Annotated in this window: 15 protein-coding genes and 1 tRNA gene; 9 read left to right on the forward strand and 7 right to left on the reverse strand. The window is 65.0% G+C overall.

Going from position 1 to position 16,642, the window contains the following annotated elements:
* Nucleotides 1–9 precede the first annotated feature (9 nt).
* The 6 genes from VOI18_RS06855 (at nucleotide 10) to VOI18_RS06880 (ending at nucleotide 6,258) form a co-directional block, all read left to right on the forward strand.
* The gene (locus tag VOI18_RS06855) at nucleotides 10–2,778 is read left to right on the forward strand and encodes a DEAD/DEAH box helicase (RefSeq protein ID WP_323761656.1); all 2,769 of its coding nucleotides are present in this window, start codon (nucleotides 10–12) and stop codon (nucleotides 2,776–2,778) included.
* Nucleotides 2,779–2,788: 10 nt separating this feature from the next.
* Complete coding sequence (locus VOI18_RS06860) at nucleotides 2,789–3,103, forward strand: RNA-binding S4 domain-containing protein (protein WP_323761657.1); 315 nt, start codon at nucleotides 2,789–2,791, stop codon at nucleotides 3,101–3,103.
* 16 nt (nucleotides 3,104–3,119) lie between these two features.
* A complete protein-coding gene (locus tag VOI18_RS06865; RefSeq protein WP_323761658.1) occupies nucleotides 3,120–3,569 on the forward strand; it encodes a TerB family tellurite resistance protein in 450 nt (149 codons plus the stop codon).
* 75 nt (nucleotides 3,570–3,644) lie between these two features.
* On the forward strand, nucleotides 3,645–3,986 hold the full coding sequence (gene fdxA / locus VOI18_RS06870; protein WP_323761659.1) for a ferredoxin FdxA: 342 nt from the start codon (nucleotides 3,645–3,647) through the stop codon (nucleotides 3,984–3,986).
* 219 nt (nucleotides 3,987–4,205) lie between these two features.
* Nucleotides 4,206–4,715 carry a CarD family transcriptional regulator gene (locus VOI18_RS06875; protein ID WP_323761660.1) on the forward strand — a complete coding sequence of 170 codons (510 nt, stop codon included), beginning with the start codon at nucleotides 4,206–4,208 and terminating at the stop codon, nucleotides 4,713–4,715.
* A gap of 625 nt (nucleotides 4,716–5,340) precedes the next feature.
* Nucleotides 5,341–6,258: an RNA polymerase factor sigma-32 gene (locus VOI18_RS06880; protein ID WP_323761661.1), complete on the forward strand. Its 918-nt coding sequence runs from the start codon at nucleotides 5,341–5,343 to the stop codon at nucleotides 6,256–6,258.
* A 109-nt stretch (nucleotides 6,259–6,367) separates the two neighbouring features.
* On the opposite strand, the gene VOI18_RS06885 is transcribed toward VOI18_RS06880, so the two are convergent.
* Nucleotides 6,368–7,279 (reverse strand): thermonuclease family protein, encoded by a 912-nt coding sequence (locus VOI18_RS06885; protein WP_323761662.1) that lies wholly within the window; start codon nucleotides 7,277–7,279, stop codon nucleotides 6,368–6,370.
* A gap of 156 nt (nucleotides 7,280–7,435) precedes the next feature.
* Between VOI18_RS06885 and VOI18_RS06890 the strand changes: the two genes are divergently transcribed.
* Entirely contained in the window at nucleotides 7,436–7,984 is a 549-nt protein-coding gene (locus VOI18_RS06890) for a methyl-accepting chemotaxis protein (RefSeq protein WP_323761663.1), read from the forward strand.
* A gap of 91 nt (nucleotides 7,985–8,075) precedes the next feature.
* Nucleotides 8,076–8,723, forward strand: coding sequence for a 2-hydroxychromene-2-carboxylate isomerase (locus VOI18_RS06895; RefSeq protein ID WP_323761664.1), 648 nt, complete (start codon nucleotides 8,076–8,078; stop codon nucleotides 8,721–8,723).
* A 15-nt stretch (nucleotides 8,724–8,738) separates the two neighbouring features.
* Here the strand turns inward: VOI18_RS06895 and VOI18_RS06900 are convergent, their stop codons facing one another.
* A complete protein-coding gene (locus VOI18_RS06900; RefSeq protein WP_323761665.1) occupies nucleotides 8,739–11,252 on the reverse strand; it encodes an EAL domain-containing protein in 2,514 nt (837 codons plus the stop codon).
* A gap of 293 nt (nucleotides 11,253–11,545) precedes the next feature.
* On the opposite strand from VOI18_RS06900, the gene VOI18_RS06905 reads away from it, so the two are divergent.
* Nucleotides 11,546–11,622: transfer RNA gene (locus VOI18_RS06905), tRNA-Arg, on the forward strand.
* 318 nt (nucleotides 11,623–11,940) lie between these two features.
* On the opposite strand, the gene VOI18_RS06910 is transcribed toward VOI18_RS06905, so the two are convergent.
* From VOI18_RS06910 to VOI18_RS06930, 5 genes are all read right to left on the reverse strand, one after another.
* Nucleotides 11,941–12,987: an NAD(P)-dependent alcohol dehydrogenase gene (locus VOI18_RS06910; RefSeq protein ID WP_323761666.1), complete on the reverse strand. Its 1,047-nt coding sequence runs from the start codon at nucleotides 12,985–12,987 to the stop codon at nucleotides 11,941–11,943.
* Nucleotides 12,988–13,059: 72 nt separating this feature from the next.
* Nucleotides 13,060–13,851 (reverse strand): peptidoglycan editing factor PgeF, encoded by a 792-nt coding sequence (gene pgeF / locus VOI18_RS06915; RefSeq protein WP_323761667.1) that lies wholly within the window; start codon nucleotides 13,849–13,851, stop codon nucleotides 13,060–13,062.
* Nucleotides 13,848–15,284, reverse strand: a complete 1,437-nt coding sequence (locus VOI18_RS06920; protein ID WP_323761668.1) for a protein adenylyltransferase SelO — start codon at nucleotides 15,282–15,284, stop codon at nucleotides 13,848–13,850. Before VOI18_RS06920 ends, pgeF begins: the two co-directional genes overlap by 4 nt.
* A gap of 38 nt (nucleotides 15,285–15,322) precedes the next feature.
* Complete coding sequence (locus VOI18_RS06925) at nucleotides 15,323–16,246, reverse strand: alpha/beta hydrolase (protein WP_323761669.1); 924 nt, start codon at nucleotides 16,244–16,246, stop codon at nucleotides 15,323–15,325.
* Nucleotides 16,247–16,301: 55 nt separating this feature from the next.
* Complete coding sequence (locus tag VOI18_RS06930) at nucleotides 16,302–16,526, reverse strand: hypothetical protein (RefSeq protein WP_323761670.1); 225 nt, start codon at nucleotides 16,524–16,526, stop codon at nucleotides 16,302–16,304.
* Nucleotides 16,527–16,642: the final 116 nt, after the last annotated feature.

Genomic DNA, 16,642 nt, shown 5'->3' on the forward strand with positions numbered 1-16,642 from the left:
ACTAGCGACATGGCGCTTCACCACAATGAGCCCGGCCAGGTGACAGCGGCCCTGGGTCCGACCAATACAGGCAAGACCCATCTCGCCGTCGAGCGCATGCTCGGTCGTGCCTCCGGCATGATCGGCCTGCCCTTGCGCCTGTTGGCGCGGGAGATCTATGACCGCGTGGTCAAGGCCAAGGGCCCGGCAGCCGTGGCCCTGATCACCGGTGAGGAAAAGATCGTCCCGCCCAGTGCGCGCTACTTCATTTGTACCGTCGAATCCATGCCGGTGGAAAAACGCGTCGCCTTTGTTGCCGTCGACGAGATCCAGCTGGGCCATGATCCGGAACGCGGTCACGTGTTCACCGACCGGCTGCTACGCGCGCGAGGGACCGAGGAAACCATGCTGCTGGGCGCCGGCACCATGTATCGCATGGTGCGCGAACTCGTGCCCGAGGCCGACATCACCTATCGCGAGCGCTTCTCGCAGCTGTCCTATGCCGGACCTGCCAACCTGACCCGCCTGCCGCGCCGCTCGGCCGTCGTCGCGTTCTCGGCCGAGGCGGTCTACGCAATCGCCGAGCTGCTGCGCCGTCGCCGCGGCGGGGCGGCGGTGGTGATGGGCGGCCTGTCGCCGCGTACCCGTAACGCCCAGGTCGAGCTGTACCAGTCCGGCGAGGTCGACTTCCTGGTCGCCACCGACGCCATCGGCATGGGACTGAACATGGATATCGACCATGTCGCCTTCGCCGAGAGCCGCAAGTTCGACGGCCGCCGCCGTCGCCAGCTGACCGCCGCCGAGATGGCCCAGATTGCCGGGCGCGCCGGGCGCTTCCGCAATGACGGCACATTTGGCGAGACCGCCGATTGCCGCCCCTTCGAGCCGGACCGGGTGGAAGCCGTCGAAAGCCACCGCTTTGCACCGGTCGAAAAACTGCAATGGCGCAATCCGGACCTCGACGAGGGATCGCTGGAGGCGCTCCAGTTCACGCTGGGCAAGCCTTCGCGAGACCGCCTGCTGGAACGGGTCGGAGAAGCGTCCGATGAAAGAGCACTGGGTGTGCTGGCCACAGACCGCGAGATCCGCGACCGCGTGACCTCGCCCGCCGCCGTACGCCGCCTGTGGGACGCCTGCCGCCTGCCAGACTTTCGCAAGGCGACGCTGGACGCCCATGCCCGACTGATCAAGTCGATCTATCTGCACCTGACCGGTCCGGGCGGGCGCCTGCCGGATGACTGGATGGCCGGTCAGCTGGAACGTTTCAAGAAGACCTCCGGCGATGTCGACGCGCTCGCCGCCCGGCTCGCCCATGTGCGCACCTGGGCCTATGCCGCCCACCGCGCCGACTGGACCCGCGACCCGTCCCATTGGCGCGGCGTCACCCGCGAAATCGAGGACCGCCTGTCCGACGCCCTGCACGAACGCCTGATGCAGCGCTTCGTTGACCGGCGCACCAGCGCGCTTGTGAAAGGGCTGCGCGATGAGAGAGATTTGCTGGCAGGGGTCGCCAGCAATGGCGAGGTTACGGTAGAAGGCCATTTCGTCGGCCGTCTGGTCGGCCTCACATTCAAACCGGATGCCCAGGGCCGCGAGCTGGCGGCCCGGACCCTGAAATCGGCAGCGCTGCGTGCGTTGCGCCCTGAAATCAACCGACGGCTGGGAGCGCTGGCGAAAATCACCATGGATGAACTTACTTTCTCCGATGACGGCCAGATCAGCGTGGGCGGCGAAGCTGTCGCCCAGCTCATCCCAGGACCGACGCCCCTCAAACCGGCGATCAAGCTGATCGGCGGCGATCTCGGTGCCCCGGAAACCCAGTCCCGCGCCCGCGCTGGACTGGAAGCCAGTCTGACCACCCATATCGAAACACGGCTGGCGCCGCTGTTCCGCCTGCGCGATGCCGGACAGGCCGAGGACATGCCCGGGCTCGCCCGCGGCATCGCCTGGCGACTGTACGAAGCGGGCGGTGCCCTGCCCCGGCTGACCATCAGTGACGACGTCCGCAACCTGTCCCAGGTCGAGCGCCGCGCCCTGCGCGCCGCCGGCGTGCGGATCGGCGAGCACATGATTTATGTGCCGGAACTGGTGAAGCCCGCTCCGGCCCGTCTCAACGCCCTGCTGCATGCCGTCGCGGCCGGTCGCACCGATCTGGCCTGGATGCCGGCGCCGGGGCTGACCTCGATCGCCAATGACCGTTCACGTACCCGGGCCGATTATGCCGCCGTCGGCTTCCAGCCCTGCGGTCCGCGCGCGGTCCGCTTCGACATGCTGGAACGCCTCGCCGACACGCTGCGCGAAGCCGGCAAGGACGAAGGCAAGGGCTTCCCGCTGACTGCCGACATGACCGCAGTGCTGGGCTGTTCCGTCGAGGACCTGCGCGGCACCCTGACGGCACTGGGCTATCGCCGCATCCAGCAAGGCCCGGATCCGGAGAAAGCCGAAGGCGAGCGCTGGGACCGTCGTCGCAGCAAGCACCCCGGCAGCGGCCGTCCGGACGGCAAGCGTGAGGGCCGGCGCGACGGAAAGCGCAAACCGGCGGCCGAAGCGGCCCCGGCCCCGGTCGACCTGTCCGACAGCCCGTTCGCGGCGCTGGCCGCGCTGGCACTGCCCGAAGCGCCCAAGCGCAAGCCGCGGCCGCCGCGCAAACGCCGCAAGGGTGGCGCCAAGGGCGAGGCAAAGCCTGATCCGGTCGCCGACACGACCTCCGCCGTGACAGCCGACGCCCCGGTCGATGCGGGTTCAGCGGGCACCGCCGGGTCAGCGACCGCCAAACCCTCAACCGACGAAAGCGCGTGAAGGTCGGTCAGTGAGCGAAACGGGTGACGCAATACGGATTGATGTCTGGCTGTGGCAGGCGCGCCAGTTCAAGACCCGCAGCCTCGCCACCGCCATCGTCCAGAAAGGCCGCTTGCGGGTTTCCCGCGACGGCCTGACCCGCAAGATCAACAAACCGTCCACCCTGGTGCGCGCAGGCGACACATTGACCCTGCCGCGCAATGACGGGATCGTGCGGCTGGAAATACTGGCGCTGGGAACGCGGCGCGGTCCGGCGAGCGAAGCGCAAACCCTCTATCGCCGGCTCGATGACGCGCCGACAACCGGCACGACCACCCACGCCTGAGCAATGGACGCGAACCATGTTTGAAGCCATCCGCAATTTCTTCGCCTCCGCCGACGCCGATCTGCGGCCCGAGACCGATCCCCATATCGCTGCCTGCACACTGTTGGTGGAGGCGGCCCTGGCCGATGGCATTTATGCCGACTGCGAGCAGGACCAGATCCGCGACATCCTCGCCGGAGCCTTCGGTCTGTCGGCGGCGCGCGTTGCCCATGTCCTGGAACAGGGCGAGGAACTGGCGGAGAGCGCGGTCGACCATCACCGCTTTACCAAGGTGGTCAAGGCCTGCCTGTCGCGCCAGGAGAGGATCGCCCTGGTCGAACAATTATGGCTGGTGGCGCTGGCGGATGGTGAGAAATCACCCTTCGAGGACGCCTTCATCCGGCGTATCGGGCCGCTGCTGGCGATTGACGACCGGGACCGTGTCTTTGCCCGCACACGTGCAGAAGCGCGACTGCGCACCCGTTGACAAAAAAGCCCTCGCGGCCCATGTCCCGCCAGCAACTCCGCCTCTGCCCTTGTCCCGAACAAAGTCCCGGCCAACATGACCTATATTGTCACCGACGCCTGCGTGCGCTGCAAATATACGGACTGCGTTGAAGTCTGCCCCGTTGATTGCTTCTACGAGGGCGAGAATTTCCTCGTCATCCATCCGGACGAGTGCATTGATTGCGGCGTCTGTGAGCCGGAATGTCCAGTCGAGGCCATCAAGCCCGACACCGAGGACGACAAGGATGGCAAGTGGTTGGCGATCAACTCGAAATTCGCCGAGACCTGGCCCAATATCACGCTCCGCAAGGACGCCCCGGCCGACGCCGATGCGATGGCCGAGGAGACCGGCAAGTACGAGAAATACTTCTCGGAGAAACCGGGCAGCGGCGACTAGCCGTTTCGGGTTAACCAAGCGCTACCGTTTGGAAATCGCCGAATTTTATGCTATGCTGGACGCATTGATGGGAGGCGCCTGTCGCGCCACCCGCCTTTCTACACGGTGATTTGCGCGCAGATTTTCGATCTCAGAGCCGGGTGGGTGCCGGACTACCTTTGAGAGCGGTCTGCGACTTTTTGTGTTTCCGTGGCAGCAGGGCCCAACGAGAGAGCATCCATGACGAAAAACGACAAGTCTTTCAAAAAGGGCGACTTTATTGTGTATCCCGCGCATGGCGTAGGCCAGGTAACGGGTGTTGAAAAAGATAGCGTCGCTGGCTTCGACATTGAAGTTTATGTCGTCACCTTCGAGCAGGACAAGATGACGCTGCGCGTGCCAACCGCCAAGACCGAAGCGTCGGGCATGCGGCCGCTGTCCAGCGACAAGATCGTCAAGGATGCGCTGAAGACCCTCAAGGGCAAGGCCAAGGTCAAGCGGACCATGTGGAGCCGCCGGGCCCAGGAATACGAAGCCAAGATCAATTCCGGTGACCTGATCCAGATCGCCGAAGTCGTTCGCGACCTGCACCGCGCCGAAGATCAGCCGGAGCAGTCCTATTCCGAACGCCAGCTCTATGAGTCGGCCCTGGATCGCATGGTTCGCGAACTCGCGGCCGTCGAGAACATCGAGCACGAAGCGGCCCGCGAAATGCTGTCCACCTCGCTCGCCAAGAAGGTCGCCGCCTGATCAATCCGATCAAGCCGCGATACTGACACGAAACGCCCGGCCCTTTGGCCGGGCGTTTTGGTTTTGGGAATGGCGAAGGTTGGGTGTCCCTCAGTCCCACCGTCATCCCCCGGTGGCGGCAAAGCGGACATCCGGGGGACCTCGACCCACCAGCACGCCGCCTTCACCCAACCACACCGTCCTTGTCCTCCCGGCCGGATAGCCTGCGAAGGCAGGTTGCAGGGCCGGGCCCCAACAGGTTGCAGACGCATAGGTCCCGGACTTGCGCCCGGCCTTCGCCGGGGATGCAACCGGGATAAGTGGGGACACGCACCATTTTTCGCGCACGGTGCGCGGAGTAGGCCATTAATCCCATGACAGCCAGCGGGCCGTATCCCGGCAAGGGATGTATGGTTTAGTGGGCGCCGCGGCGCCAATCCTTCTTAGCGCCTCCGCCCACTTTTCCCGGACGCGCGTCAGCGCGATCCGGGACCGACGCGTTGCTCATCGATGGCTGGACGGTTTCGTTGGCCCCGGGTCTGCGCCCGGGGAAAATGGTGCGCCCGTAATCTGCCCGGCTTTCCCGCCGCAGTGATCCGAACTTCCGGCAAGGACGTAGGACCTCCTGAAACCAAGGAGGACTCCCATGACGACCGCAACGGCCGCCACTGCACGTTCTACCCACCCGTCTGCCGCCCGCGATGCGGGTGAACAGCGTTTCGTCAAATCTGCCATGGCTCGGGACCTTCTGTCCCGCGAGGACGAAGCCGATCTCGCCCGCCGCTGGAAAGAGGATCGCGACGAAAAAGCCCTCCACGAGTTGACCGAAGCCCACATGCGCCTCGTCATCGCGGTGGCCGCCAAGTTCAAGCGCTATGGCCTGCCCTTCTCCGACCTCATCCAGGAAGGCAATATCGGTCTCATGAAAGCGGCAGACCGCTTTGACCCCGAGCGCGATGTGCGTTTCTCCACCTACGTCACCTGGTGGATCCGCTCCTGCATCCAGGACTATGTGCTGCGCAACTGGTCGATCGTGCGGACCGGCACGACTTCGGCGCAGAAGTCCCTGTTCTTCAACCTTCGCCGGATGCGTGCGAATATTGGCGATCTCGATGGCAGCTCCATCTCGCCGGAAAACCGCGAGCGGATCGCCAAGGACCTTCGGGTCCGGGAGCAGGATGTCGAGAGCATGGCGATGCGCCTGAGTGCCTCGGACCGCTCGCTCAACGCCCCCGTCGGCGACAGCGAAGACAGCCAATGGCAGGACTTCCTCGTCGATGACAACATGGCACCGGAAGACGAAGTCATGAATCGCACCGACAGCGAGCGGCGATCCGCCTGGCTCGGGCAGGCGCTGGACGGGTTGAATCCGCGCGAGCAGTTCATCATCCGGCAACGTCGCCTCAACGAGGAGGGCTCGACGCTGGCCAGCCTCGGCGATGTGCTGGGCATTTCCAAGGAACGGGTGCGACAGATTGAGAACGCGGCCCTCGACAAGCTGCGCGGACACCTGACGGCGGCGGTGGGCGATCCGTATGAGGCGGGCCTCCTCCCCGACGCCTGACCCTGCCCGCGTCATCCGCTGACGTCGCACCCTTTGCCGCGGGTTCCGGGTGTGGCCCGGTATGGTCCTATCGACCTGCGCGTCCGGAAGGCCGATGCGGGCGGCTGCCCTATCGGGCCTGCGCTGCGGTGAGGTTCTCACCAAGGCGTTCCAGACGGGCCGGGTGGTCAATCACGATCATCGGCCCGTTCTCGTCTGTCACCCAACCGCGCACGCGGACACGCTGACCGACCAGCCCGTCCGGGGTCAGTCCGGCATCTGTGAAGGCCTGACTGTCAGCGGCGTCGATCCGGACAGTGAAATCCGAGCGATAATCGCTCCCGAAATTGAGATAGATGCGTCCCGAGTTGAGCTGGACGGCGTCCAGCACGCGGCCTTCAACGAGCTGGGCCGTACCCACATCCTGGGCCAGCTCATCAGGATGGGTATCGCGGACCTGATGATCCGGCCCGGCCCACAATCCCCGCCCCGCCCTGCGGGCGCGATCCTCGACCGGCAGGAGCCATGCAACCTGGGCCTGGTTGTCGGCATGGCTCATCACCCGCCCCAGACCAGCCTCGACCAAGCGGTATTGCAGCCAGCCCGCGGTTGCCGGCGCGCCAGCCCTGTCGGCACCGCCTGCACTGTCCGCACCGGCTTCGATGACAATCTGGGCCAACGCCCTGCCATACCGGTCGCGGCGCAGACCCGAATAGACCAGCTCGACCTCCCGGCCGGCCAACTGGTCAGCCAGCCACGCCCGGGTTTGCTCCGGAACGGGTGTATCGACTTCCGCCAGCCGGACCTCCAGCGGGCCCGAATCAGTTTCGACGGTCAGCGTCAATGCACCCGACATCGCAACGAATCGACCCCGCTCACCAGTATCCCCCTCGGGCCGGGACGGGACCTGACGGGTAGCGACCACCGATCCGGCGGTTGGCACAGCCGTGCCCGTCCGGACCGTCGGGGCGGCATCACCCTGGACCGCATCGGTCGGCCCACAGGCTGAAAGGCATAACAAAATCAAGGCGGGCAATCTCATGGCGATCTCCGTGCTGCGCCCAAAATACACCTGAAGGTTGTATAACTCAATATCACATACAAAAATCACGCCAAAAAAGACTGCGGCGTTTACCATTCCGTTTACCAACTCCCGCTATTGCTGATGGCTGACATTTCAATCAGGGACACCCCTCCGATGAACGCCTACGCTTACACCGACGATGCTCCTGCCCAAGAGGGCGCCACCACCGACGCCAACGCCATCGCTGAAGCCGTTGGCGAATCGGCGGCTCGCGCCTCGCAGGGTGCCGAAGCGGCGCAGGTCGCCCGCGACGCCATGAACCAGGTTGAAGAATCGAGCCAGGTGCTTGAGCGCCGGGTCGAGGCTCTCACCGACGCCTCGCAGCGAATCAACGCCATCCTGTCGACGATTGAAGCGATCGCCAGCCAGACCAACCTCCTGGCCCTGAACGCGACCATCGAAGCGGCCCGCGCCGGCGATGCCGGCCGCGGGTTTGCGGTTGTCGCCGGGGAAGTGAAAGCGCTGGCCGGCCAGACCGCCAAGGCGACCGAAGACATCGCCTCGCGCATCTCTGCCCTCGACAATGAGGTCAAGGAAATCCTCGACGGTGTCCGCGGTTCCGGCCAGTCGGTCGCTCGCGGCAAGGAAGCCGTCGACCAGATGACCCAGGCGACCCAGGAAGTGGCCAGCCAGCTCAACTCGCTGCGCGACCAGGTCCGCTAGACCGGTCCACCGGTACGAAACAGCAAGGGCGGGTGCCGCAAGGCCCCGCCCTTTTGCTTGCCTGGCGCACGACGCCTCCTAGACTGCCGGGATGACCCATTCCATCGACCTGTTCTGGTCCTTCCGCAGCCCCTATTCCTACCTTGCCCTGCCGCGCCTCGTGGCGCTCGAGGCCGAATGGGATCTCATCGTCAATGTCCGGCCCGTGCGACCACTGGCCCTCAGGCAGCCTGACTTTTTTGAGCGCGAAGACCCCATGTGGATGGGATATCTGCTGACCGATGTCCTGCGCCTGGCCGACTATCTCGGCATGCCGATCGGTCTGCCCTCACCCGATCCGGTGCTGATGGCGAGCGATCGCAAGCGCGCAGCGCCCGACCAACCCCATATCCATCGCCTGACCCGGATCGGACTGGCCGCGGCCGAGACCGGTGCCGGCCTGGCCGCTCTTCAGGCGATGTCATCGCAAATCTGGTCCGGCGAGGACTGGACCGCGCCCGGCGTGCTGGAAAGCGCGCTGACGGCCTGCGGTCTGGATGCCGACGCGTTGATGTCGGCCGCAGAAACACAGGCTGAACGCCTGGATGCCGTGCTGGCCGGCAATGAAGCCGCGCTGACGGCGGCCGGTCATTGGGGTGTTCCGACGCTGGCCTACAAGGGAGAGGCCTTCTTCGGACAGGACCGGATCGATCTTTGCCTCTGGCGGATGCAGTCGGACGGGTTGTTGGCCCGCACCTGACCTTCCGTTGACCGACTAGCCCAACGCGCTGGAGTCACGCTCGACCTGGTCAGGAGCGGTCAGGAACCGCTCCAGCTCTTCAATCGGCAGAGGCCTGGACAGCAGGAATCCCTGGATCCAGTCACTGCCCAGCAATTCAAGCGCTGCGAGCTCGGTCTCGGTCTCGACGCCCTCGGCCACGACCTGCAGGCCCAGATTGTGGGCCAGGTCGATGGTCGACTTGATCAGCATCCGGCCGCGCGCATTGGCATTCAGATTGGACACGAACTGCCGGTCGAGCTTCAGCTCATCACTCGGAATGGCTTGCAGATACGCGAGGGAAGACTGGCCAGTGCCATAGTCATCGATGGAAATGCGGGCGCCGGATTCGCGCCAGGAATTGAGATGTTCGATCGCCTTGTCCGGATTGGTCATCACGGCCGTCTCGGTGATTTCGAACGTGATCGGCCCACTGGCACCGATCACCATGGCGCGTGCCTTGCGCGCAAAGTCGGCATCACCGACCAGGGCACCGGAAATATTGATGGCCATCGAGATTGTCTTGCCCTCGGCCAGCAGTCGTTTCTGGTCCGCAATGCTCTGCCGGATCACCCATTCGGTGAAGGGGCGGATATGTCCGGTCTCCTCGGCCTGCGGAATGAACTGGTCAGGGGAGATGTTGCCGCGCCCGGGATGGCACCAGCGACTGAGGGCTTCCACGGACTCGAACCGACCGGTACGGACATTCAGCTTGGGCTGGTAGAAGAGTGACATCTCGCCCTTCTCGGTCGCCTGCATCATCTCACTCATCAGAGACAGGTTCGCTGCCGGATTGCCGTACATCACCCGGTCAAATTCCGCATGGGGGAGATTGAGCCGCCGTGCCTGATCAATCGCCAGGTGGGCCTGTCGCACTGCGGCTTCCGCATCCTCATCCCGGGCCAGGCCGCAAATGAGGCCGACATCGATATTGAGATCGTCAACACAGACAGCCGTCTCGAACAGGGCGGCAACCTCCCGGGCGATCGCAGTCGCCTCGCGTCGGTCGGCGGTTGGCTGCAGCAAGGCGAACAGGCCCGGCAGGAGCCGGTACACGACCACCGGATGGTCACCGCCCGCCAAGCGGGCCGCAACGGCTTGCTCGAAGCGCGAATAGACGCTGTATCCGAGTGCCCCCGACAAATGCTTGTGACGCTTGATCTGCACGGCAATCACCACCGGCGCCACGCCGGTATCGGCGGTGACGGCCGCCAGGTCCCGGATCAGGGCCGCATGGGTCGGCAATCCCGTGCCGGTATCCGTGTACAGCACCTGCGAGAGCGCCTGCGCCTTGGCGCGCGCCACCCGGCTTCGCGCGAACACGATACCGACAAGGAAGAGGCAGGCTGCACCGACGCCCAAGGCGATCATCAGATTGCGTGACTGACGGGCTCGCGCCAGGTCGAGCGCCTGCTCGAGGCTCGCCGAACGCAATCGCTGGATCTCAAGTTCTTGCTCGGTGAAGTCGAACTGGGCGCCAACGAGGGCACTGTTGGCGGAGCTGGCGAAGGCGGACCGCTCGTCTGTCAGCCGCTTGAACGCCTGCAAATGGGCGAAGGCGGAAACCCAGTCACCATGCGAGGCATAGATCTCGGCGGCGCTGCCGTGCAGTTCGGTATAGTTTTGCGACGTCGTCCCGACATCAACATCACGGAACGCGACGCCGAGAAACCTGATAGCCCGGTCCGATTGCCCGCGACCGAATGCAATCTGGGCGCGGATGCCCCAGAAGAAGCGCACCCATTCGAACGTGCCGTCATCCTCGACCAGGCTGAAGGCGGCATCGATCGAGACTTCCGCCCCGTCATAATCGCCCTGCTCGACCTGCATGTTGGCGAGATTGTTGAGCACACGGGCTTCGAGGATCGCGCTGCCCATGGTGCTGGCCAGGGTCCGCGCCTGCCCGAAAGAGCGCGCCGCCTCGTCATAGCGCTCCAGCTGGGTCAGGGCGTTTGCCAGATTGTTGTGCGCAGCCAGGTCAAGCGACGGATCCTGATAACGCGCAAGCGCATTCGTGAAATACTCCACCGCCCGCTCGTATTGCTGCGCGTCGGAGTAGATGGATGCCATGGACTGGAGCGCAATCGACTCGCTGCGGCTCTCGCCCAGATCGCGGTAGATTTCGTAGGCGCGCTGATAATTCTCCAGCGCGTCGCCATGCTCGCCGAGCACTTTCTCGATCCGGCCGAGCGAGGTGTAGATATCCGCCAGAAGCTGGGTCTCAGCTGGTGCCTCTCCCAGGCGCGCGCGCGCTTCAAGGGCAACCGGGTGGGCATCCTCGGCCCGACCCATCCGGGTCAACGCTTCCGACTGCAGCCACCAGGCCGTCGCCAGCGCTTCATCCCGCTCATTTAAAATGAGCTGGCGGGCCAGCGCCTCGGCCTGCTCGGACAAGGCCAGAGCCGTTGTCGGATCGCGCATCATCGACGCTCGCGACGCATCCACCGCGTCTTCGAAGGTCTGCATGCTTTCAGCGACTTGCGCGTACACGGTCGCCGGCGCCAGAGCCATAACCAGGCTCAGGACGAGGGTAATCACCGCCAGTGGGTTTGCCGACAACCGCACAAAATTCTCCGACCGCGACCGATGGGACGCTCTTGAAACTTAACCTTACCCGGACGGGTTAAAGGAATGCCTAATCGACCTGTTCGCGAGACCGTGGTGTTTGATCCTTGCACGAAGCCTTCGTCAGCATGGCAGCAGGCGCCAGCTTTCAGAGGCGCATTGAGGGGCGAGGCAGGCCCGTCAGACCGAATTTCAAGCTTGCTTCAGGAATTCATCTATCCCAGTTAGGCAGCTTGGCTGGCCCCGTAGCTCAGGTGGATAGAGCAACGGATTCCTAATCCGTAGGTCACTGGTTCGAGTCCAGTCGGGGTCACCATTGTCTTGGTCTCACGGCAGTCCGCTGCACGGACGCCTCCGACGGGCGGGCCATCAGGCCCGGCGCGCGGTCGCGCTTGCGGACCCTCGGGTCCGGGAAGACAGCTTGGTCTCACGAAAGTCCGCTGCACGGACGCCTCCGACGGGCGGGCCATCAGGCCCGGCGCGCGGTCGCGCTTGCGGACCCTCGGGTCCGGGAAGACAGCTTGGTCTCACGGCAGTCCGCTGCACGGACGCCTCCGACGGGCGGGCCATCAGGCCCGGCGCGCGGTCGCGGGATGACCGCCCCTGGGCTGTGGGTGAAGGGAGCCCTGCGCGCCTAACCCAGCGTGGCCATGTCGATGACGAAGCGGTATTTCACGTCGCTTTTCAGCATCCGCTCATAGGCGTCGTTGATGTCGGCCATGGCGATCATCTCGATATCGGAATGGATGCCGTGCTCGGCACAGAAATCGAGCATTTCCTGGGTCTCGGCGATGCCGCCAATGGCCGAGCCGGCGATCGAGCGGCGCTTGGCCAGCAGGCGGCCGACCGACGGAGACGGGTGAGCCTCTTCAGGCACGCCGACCAGCACCAGCGAACCATTGACCTTCAGGCAATCGAGATAGGGATTGAGATTGTGCGAGGCGGCAACCGTGTTGAGGATGAAGTCGAGCGACAGGCGCTGCGCCTTCATCTGCTCGCGATCCTTGGAGATCACCACTTCGGAGGCACCGAGGCGTTTGGCATCCTCGACCTTGCCTGGCGAGGTGGTGAACAACACCACCTCGGCGCCCATGGCCTTGGCCAGTTTCACCGCCATATGCCCAAGCCCACCCAGACCGACGACACCGACGCGCTGACCGGGACCGACCTTCCAGTGCCGCAGCGGTGAGTAAGTGGTGATGCCGGCGCACAGGAGCGGCGCGGCGCCGGCACGGTCCAGCGTGTCCGGAATGCGCAGGACAAAGCTCTCTTTGACAGTGATCTTCTGGGAATAGCCGCCATAGGTATGGCTGCCGTCGGGCAGGCGGCCATTATAGGTGCCCGTCGCTCCGGTATCGCAATACTGCTCAAGCCCCTCATCGCAATAGGCGCAGGTGCCGCAACTGTCCACGAGGCAGCCCACGCCGACGGTGTCGCCGACCTTGAAGCGCGTGACCGAGGCACCCACGGCGGCAACCGTGCCGATGATCTCGTGCCCGGGAACACATGGATAGGCCGTGTTTTTCCAGTCATTGCGCGCCTGGTGGAGATCGGAATGGCAGACCCCGCAATGGGTGATCTCGATCAGGACCTCGTCCGGCCCCGGCTCGCGCCGGTCAAAGGAAAACGGCGCCAGGTCGGCGTCGGCTGACTGCGCGGCATAACCGAGGGATTGCGGCATGGATGGCTCCGTTTCGATGCTTGGGTACGGAAACTTAAGGCAGTTGGACAGAAAACCAAGGGGGTTTGCGGATCAAGCCGGTCTGGCCAGCGCGATGATGCCCGCCTGCCCCCCGAACACGCCGCTCCGGCCCTGGTGATGGGAGCGTCGGGCCGAGAACAGGCGCGCCTCGTCGGCATAGGTGCAGTCACCGGATCGCCAGATGGAAGCCTCCTCGAGCCCGGCCATGATCAATTGCCGACGGCAGGCCTCGCCGACATCCAGATGAGCCCCGCCTTCGGGGTCTTTCGGTGAGAGGATCCCTCCCGTCACTTCGAACACATCTTCAAAGGCCGCGACCACTTCCGGACCGACCCGGTAATTGACCGCCGAAATCGACGGCCCGATAGCGGCGCGCAAGTCGGCGGGTTGGCTGCCAAAGGCGTCGGACATGGCGGTCACGGTTGCTCCCGCAATGTCCTGGACCGTGCCGCGCCAGCCGGAATGGATCGCGGCAATGGCGCGACGTACGGGGTCAAACAACAGGATCGGTGTGCAATCGGCGGTCTGGCAGGCCAGTCCCAGGCCCGGCTGGTCGGTCATCAGCGCGTCACCCTCGCCCACTGCCTGGTCGCCCTTGGGCGGTCCGTCGACCTGAAGCACCGTGCGACCATGGACCTGGGTGGCGAACACGAGGGCATCCAGCCCCAGCCCCTGCCGGACCCGGTTGCGGTTTTCGGCCACATGGGCGGCTTCATCACCGCGCGAACGCGTCAGGTTGAGCGAAGCATACAGCCCCTCACTGACACCGCCCGTGCGGGTGGTGAAGGCGTGAACGAGATCGGGGTGCTCGAGCGTCTCTGCCCGGATGAGGTCGAGTGTCATGGCCGAAACCCTACGCGATGGTGGCCCAGATCAAAGCCCTTTCCGGCCTTGCGGACGGACCCGATCAACGCGTTGAAGCGTGACCAGTCGTCCTGCTCGGCGATGGCGGCCCAGGCGGCTTCAACCTCATCGATCACCATTGTCACCGGCGCCTGGCGCTCGAACTGGCTGTGATTCAGGCGCTCCGGACGGACCGGCTCGCGTCCCGCAAAGGCATTCCGCCAGGCGTCGAACTCGGGGCCGGTATAGGCGTCGGCGCGCGGGCCGGACAGGGCGCGGTCAGCCGACGCCTCGCCACAGAACCAGTCATGGAAGGGCGCTTCCCAGACCAGCTTCGACGCCTCCATGAAGGCCAGGAAACTGCGGACCAGGACTTCATCCGCCGCCTCACCGGCCGAGGCCAGCCCGAAACGGGCCAGGAAGGCATTCAGCAAGGCAGTGCGATAAAGCTGGGGATAGGCATTGAGCGCAGCCTCGAGTGATGGCCGCTCGCCGACCAGGGCCAGCGCATTGGCCAGCTGCTGCAGCGCCCAGAACACCGCTTCAGGCTGGCGGGCAAAACAATACAGGCCCTGCTCGTCGAAATAGGCGGCGGTAAATCCGGGCTCGTAATGGGGCAGGAAGCGCCACGGCCCATAGTCGAAACTCTCACCGGTCAGGTTGATATTGTCGGTGTTGAGAACACCGTGCACAAAGCCCGCCGCCATCCAGCTGGCGGCCAGCCCGGCATTGGCCTCGACAACGGCTGACAGCAGCGCCGCGGGCGCGTCGGTCTTGCCGGCCAGGTGCGGGTAGTAGTGCTCGATGGCGTGACCGATCAGCGCGTCGATCCGGTCTGCCGCGCCCTCGAAGGCGTGGCGCTGGAAGGTCCCGATGCGCAAATGGGAATGGCCAAGCCGGGTCAGGACAGCCGACCGGGTTGGCGAGGGCTCGTCATTGCGGGCCAGCTGTTCACCGGTCTCGAACACGCAGAACGCCTTGGACGTCTGCACACCCAGCGCTTCCAGCATCTCCGCCGCCAGCACTTCGCGGACCGCGCCTTTCAGGGTCAGCCGTCCATCACCGCCGCGCGACCAGGGCGTTTGGCCGGAGCCCTTGGTCGCCAGATCCAGCAGTCGACCGGCATCATCCCGCAATTGCGCGTGCAGGAAGCCGCGTCCGTCACCGAGATCCGGATTGTAGGTGCGAAACTGGTGACCGTGATAGCGCATGGCCCGCGGCCGGGGCTGATTGTCCGGCAGAGGCTCGAAGCGCTGGAAATGGCCTTCGCGCCCCACGGCATCGAGGCCATCCAGACCGATGGCGCCGTCCCAGCGATCATTCCAGAAGCGCTCGATGGCGGCGGGGAAATCGGCCGGCTCAACCGGATCGGAAAACTCGTCACCGAGTTGGGAAAAAGCGGGTTCGGGTCGGTAGGCGGGTGAAAAGTTCATAGGAGGCAGCTAAGCGCGCCCGCGGCCGATTGCAAACCTCACCCGCGCAGCGCGTCGCCCAGGATGACCGCGGTTTCATCGATGATTGCCTTCGCGCCCGGCAGCACCGCCGTCAGATTGAAATATCCGTGCGGCAGGGTCCTGCCGATGGCATAGCTGACCGGGATGCCCGCCGCCGAAAGCCGGTCGCGATAGGCCTGCCCCTCATCCAGCAGCGGATCGAGTTCAGCCGCCACGACATGCGCCGGCGGCAGGCCGGTCAGGTTATTGTTCAGCAAGGGCGAGACCGTCAGTTCGCTGGCCTGTGCCGGATCGGTCAGATAGGCGCGGACGATCTGGTCGAGCGTGAAACTGGACAGGAGATGGCCCTCGAGCAGTTTCGGCTTCGCCTTGCGCCGCTCGACCAGTTGTAAAAGTGGATAGATCAGCAGCTGGAAACAGATGGCGTCGCGACGCGATTGCGCCAGGATGGCCGCCAAACCACCACCCGCCGAGTCGCCTGCTACGGCGATACGGTCAGGCAGCGCCCCGATCTCGCTCGCGCCGGGTCCTGCCACCCAGTCAAAGGCCGTCAGGCAATCCTCGACCCCGGCCGGCCAGGGATGTTCCGGCGCCAGGCGGTAGTCCACGGCCAGCACCCGCGCGCCCGAATGGGCGGCCAGGCGCCGGCACAGCCGGTCATGGCTCTCCAGATCCCCGACCACATAGCCGCCACCATGCATGTAGAATGTGCAGGGACCGTCGGCCTCAACGCCATTGGGACGATAGAGGCGGGCCGGGATCTCTCCCTCGGCTCCGGGAACCATCAGATCGCGAACCTCGGCCACCTCCGGCGGGCGCACATCCATGTGCGGCGCGGCATTGCGCAAGGTCTCGCGCATGCGCGGCGCGGCGCGGGCCGGTTCGAGCGGGTCAGGCAATCCGAATTTTGTCAGGGCCTCAGGCCAGGCGGGCGTGTCCATGCCGTCGGGTTAGCATGGCTGCGAGCCGGCGCAAACGCGGCAGTTTGGTCGCGGCTCAGTGCAGCGTCACCGCACCGTCACGCTCGAGCCGGCCGGCCAGGGCGTCTTCCATGACCGAGCGCAGGGCCCGCCAGGCATCAGCGCTCTCAGGCAGACCCTGACCATCCAGATCGGTCACCGCCTCGTCGGCATAACCAATTGCCTGAGCGCCATGCAGATCGACCATGGTCCAAGCGATCTGATGGATGTCTTGGGCGGTGATTTGAACGTGCGGGGTCATTCTGGGCTCCTGCCGGAAAGCTGTCTTGCCCATCAAAGAGCAAGCCACAGGCCACCAAGAATCCTAAAAAATTCTCACGATATCAATGGCTTGGATTTTCCACAGATCGGCGCGCC

It is taken from the genome of Maricaulis sp. (assembly GCF_034670125.1).
Lineage (GTDB): Bacteria > Pseudomonadota > Alphaproteobacteria > Caulobacterales > Maricaulaceae > Maricaulis.

What these genes read in the sequence shown, in the direction of transcription:
- VOI18_RS06855 (WP_323761656.1), top strand. Translation starts at nt 10, where the DNA reads ATGGCGCTTCACCACAATGAGCCCGGCCAGGTGACAGCGGCCCTGGGT.
- VOI18_RS06865 (WP_323761658.1), top strand. Translation starts at nt 3,120, where the DNA reads ATGTTTGAAGCCATCCGCAATTTCTTCGCCTCCGCCGACGCCGATCTG.
- fdxA (WP_323761659.1), top strand. Translation starts at nt 3,645, where the DNA reads ATGACCTATATTGTCACCGACGCCTGCGTGCGCTGCAAATATACGGAC.
- VOI18_RS06875 (WP_323761660.1), top strand. Translation starts at nt 4,206, where the DNA reads ATGACGAAAAACGACAAGTCTTTCAAAAAGGGCGACTTTATTGTGTAT.
- VOI18_RS06880 (WP_323761661.1), top strand. Translation starts at nt 5,341, where the DNA reads ATGACGACCGCAACGGCCGCCACTGCACGTTCTACCCACCCGTCTGCC.
- VOI18_RS06885 (WP_323761662.1), bottom strand. Translation starts at nt 7,279, where the DNA reads ATGAGATTGCCCGCCTTGATTTTGTTATGCCTTTCAGCCTGTGGGCCG.
- VOI18_RS06890 (WP_323761663.1), top strand. Translation starts at nt 7,436, where the DNA reads ATGAACGCCTACGCTTACACCGACGATGCTCCTGCCCAAGAGGGCGCC.
- VOI18_RS06895 (WP_323761664.1), top strand. Translation starts at nt 8,076, where the DNA reads ATGACCCATTCCATCGACCTGTTCTGGTCCTTCCGCAGCCCCTATTCC.
- VOI18_RS06900 (WP_323761665.1), bottom strand. Translation starts at nt 11,252, where the DNA reads ATGGCTCTGGCGCCGGCGACCGTGTACGCGCAAGTCGCTGAAAGCATG.
- VOI18_RS06910 (WP_323761666.1), bottom strand. Translation starts at nt 12,987, where the DNA reads ATGCCGCAATCCCTCGGTTATGCCGCGCAGTCAGCCGACGCCGACCTG.
- pgeF (WP_323761667.1), bottom strand. Translation starts at nt 13,851, where the DNA reads ATGACACTCGACCTCATCCGGGCAGAGACGCTCGAGCACCCCGATCTC.
- VOI18_RS06920 (WP_323761668.1), bottom strand. Translation starts at nt 15,284, where the DNA reads ATGAACTTTTCACCCGCCTACCGACCCGAACCCGCTTTTTCCCAACTC.
- VOI18_RS06925 (WP_323761669.1), bottom strand. Translation starts at nt 16,246, where the DNA reads ATGGACACGCCCGCCTGGCCTGAGGCCCTGACAAAATTCGGATTGCCT.
- VOI18_RS06930 (WP_323761670.1), bottom strand. Translation starts at nt 16,526, where the DNA reads ATGACCCCGCACGTTCAAATCACCGCCCAAGACATCCATCAGATCGCT.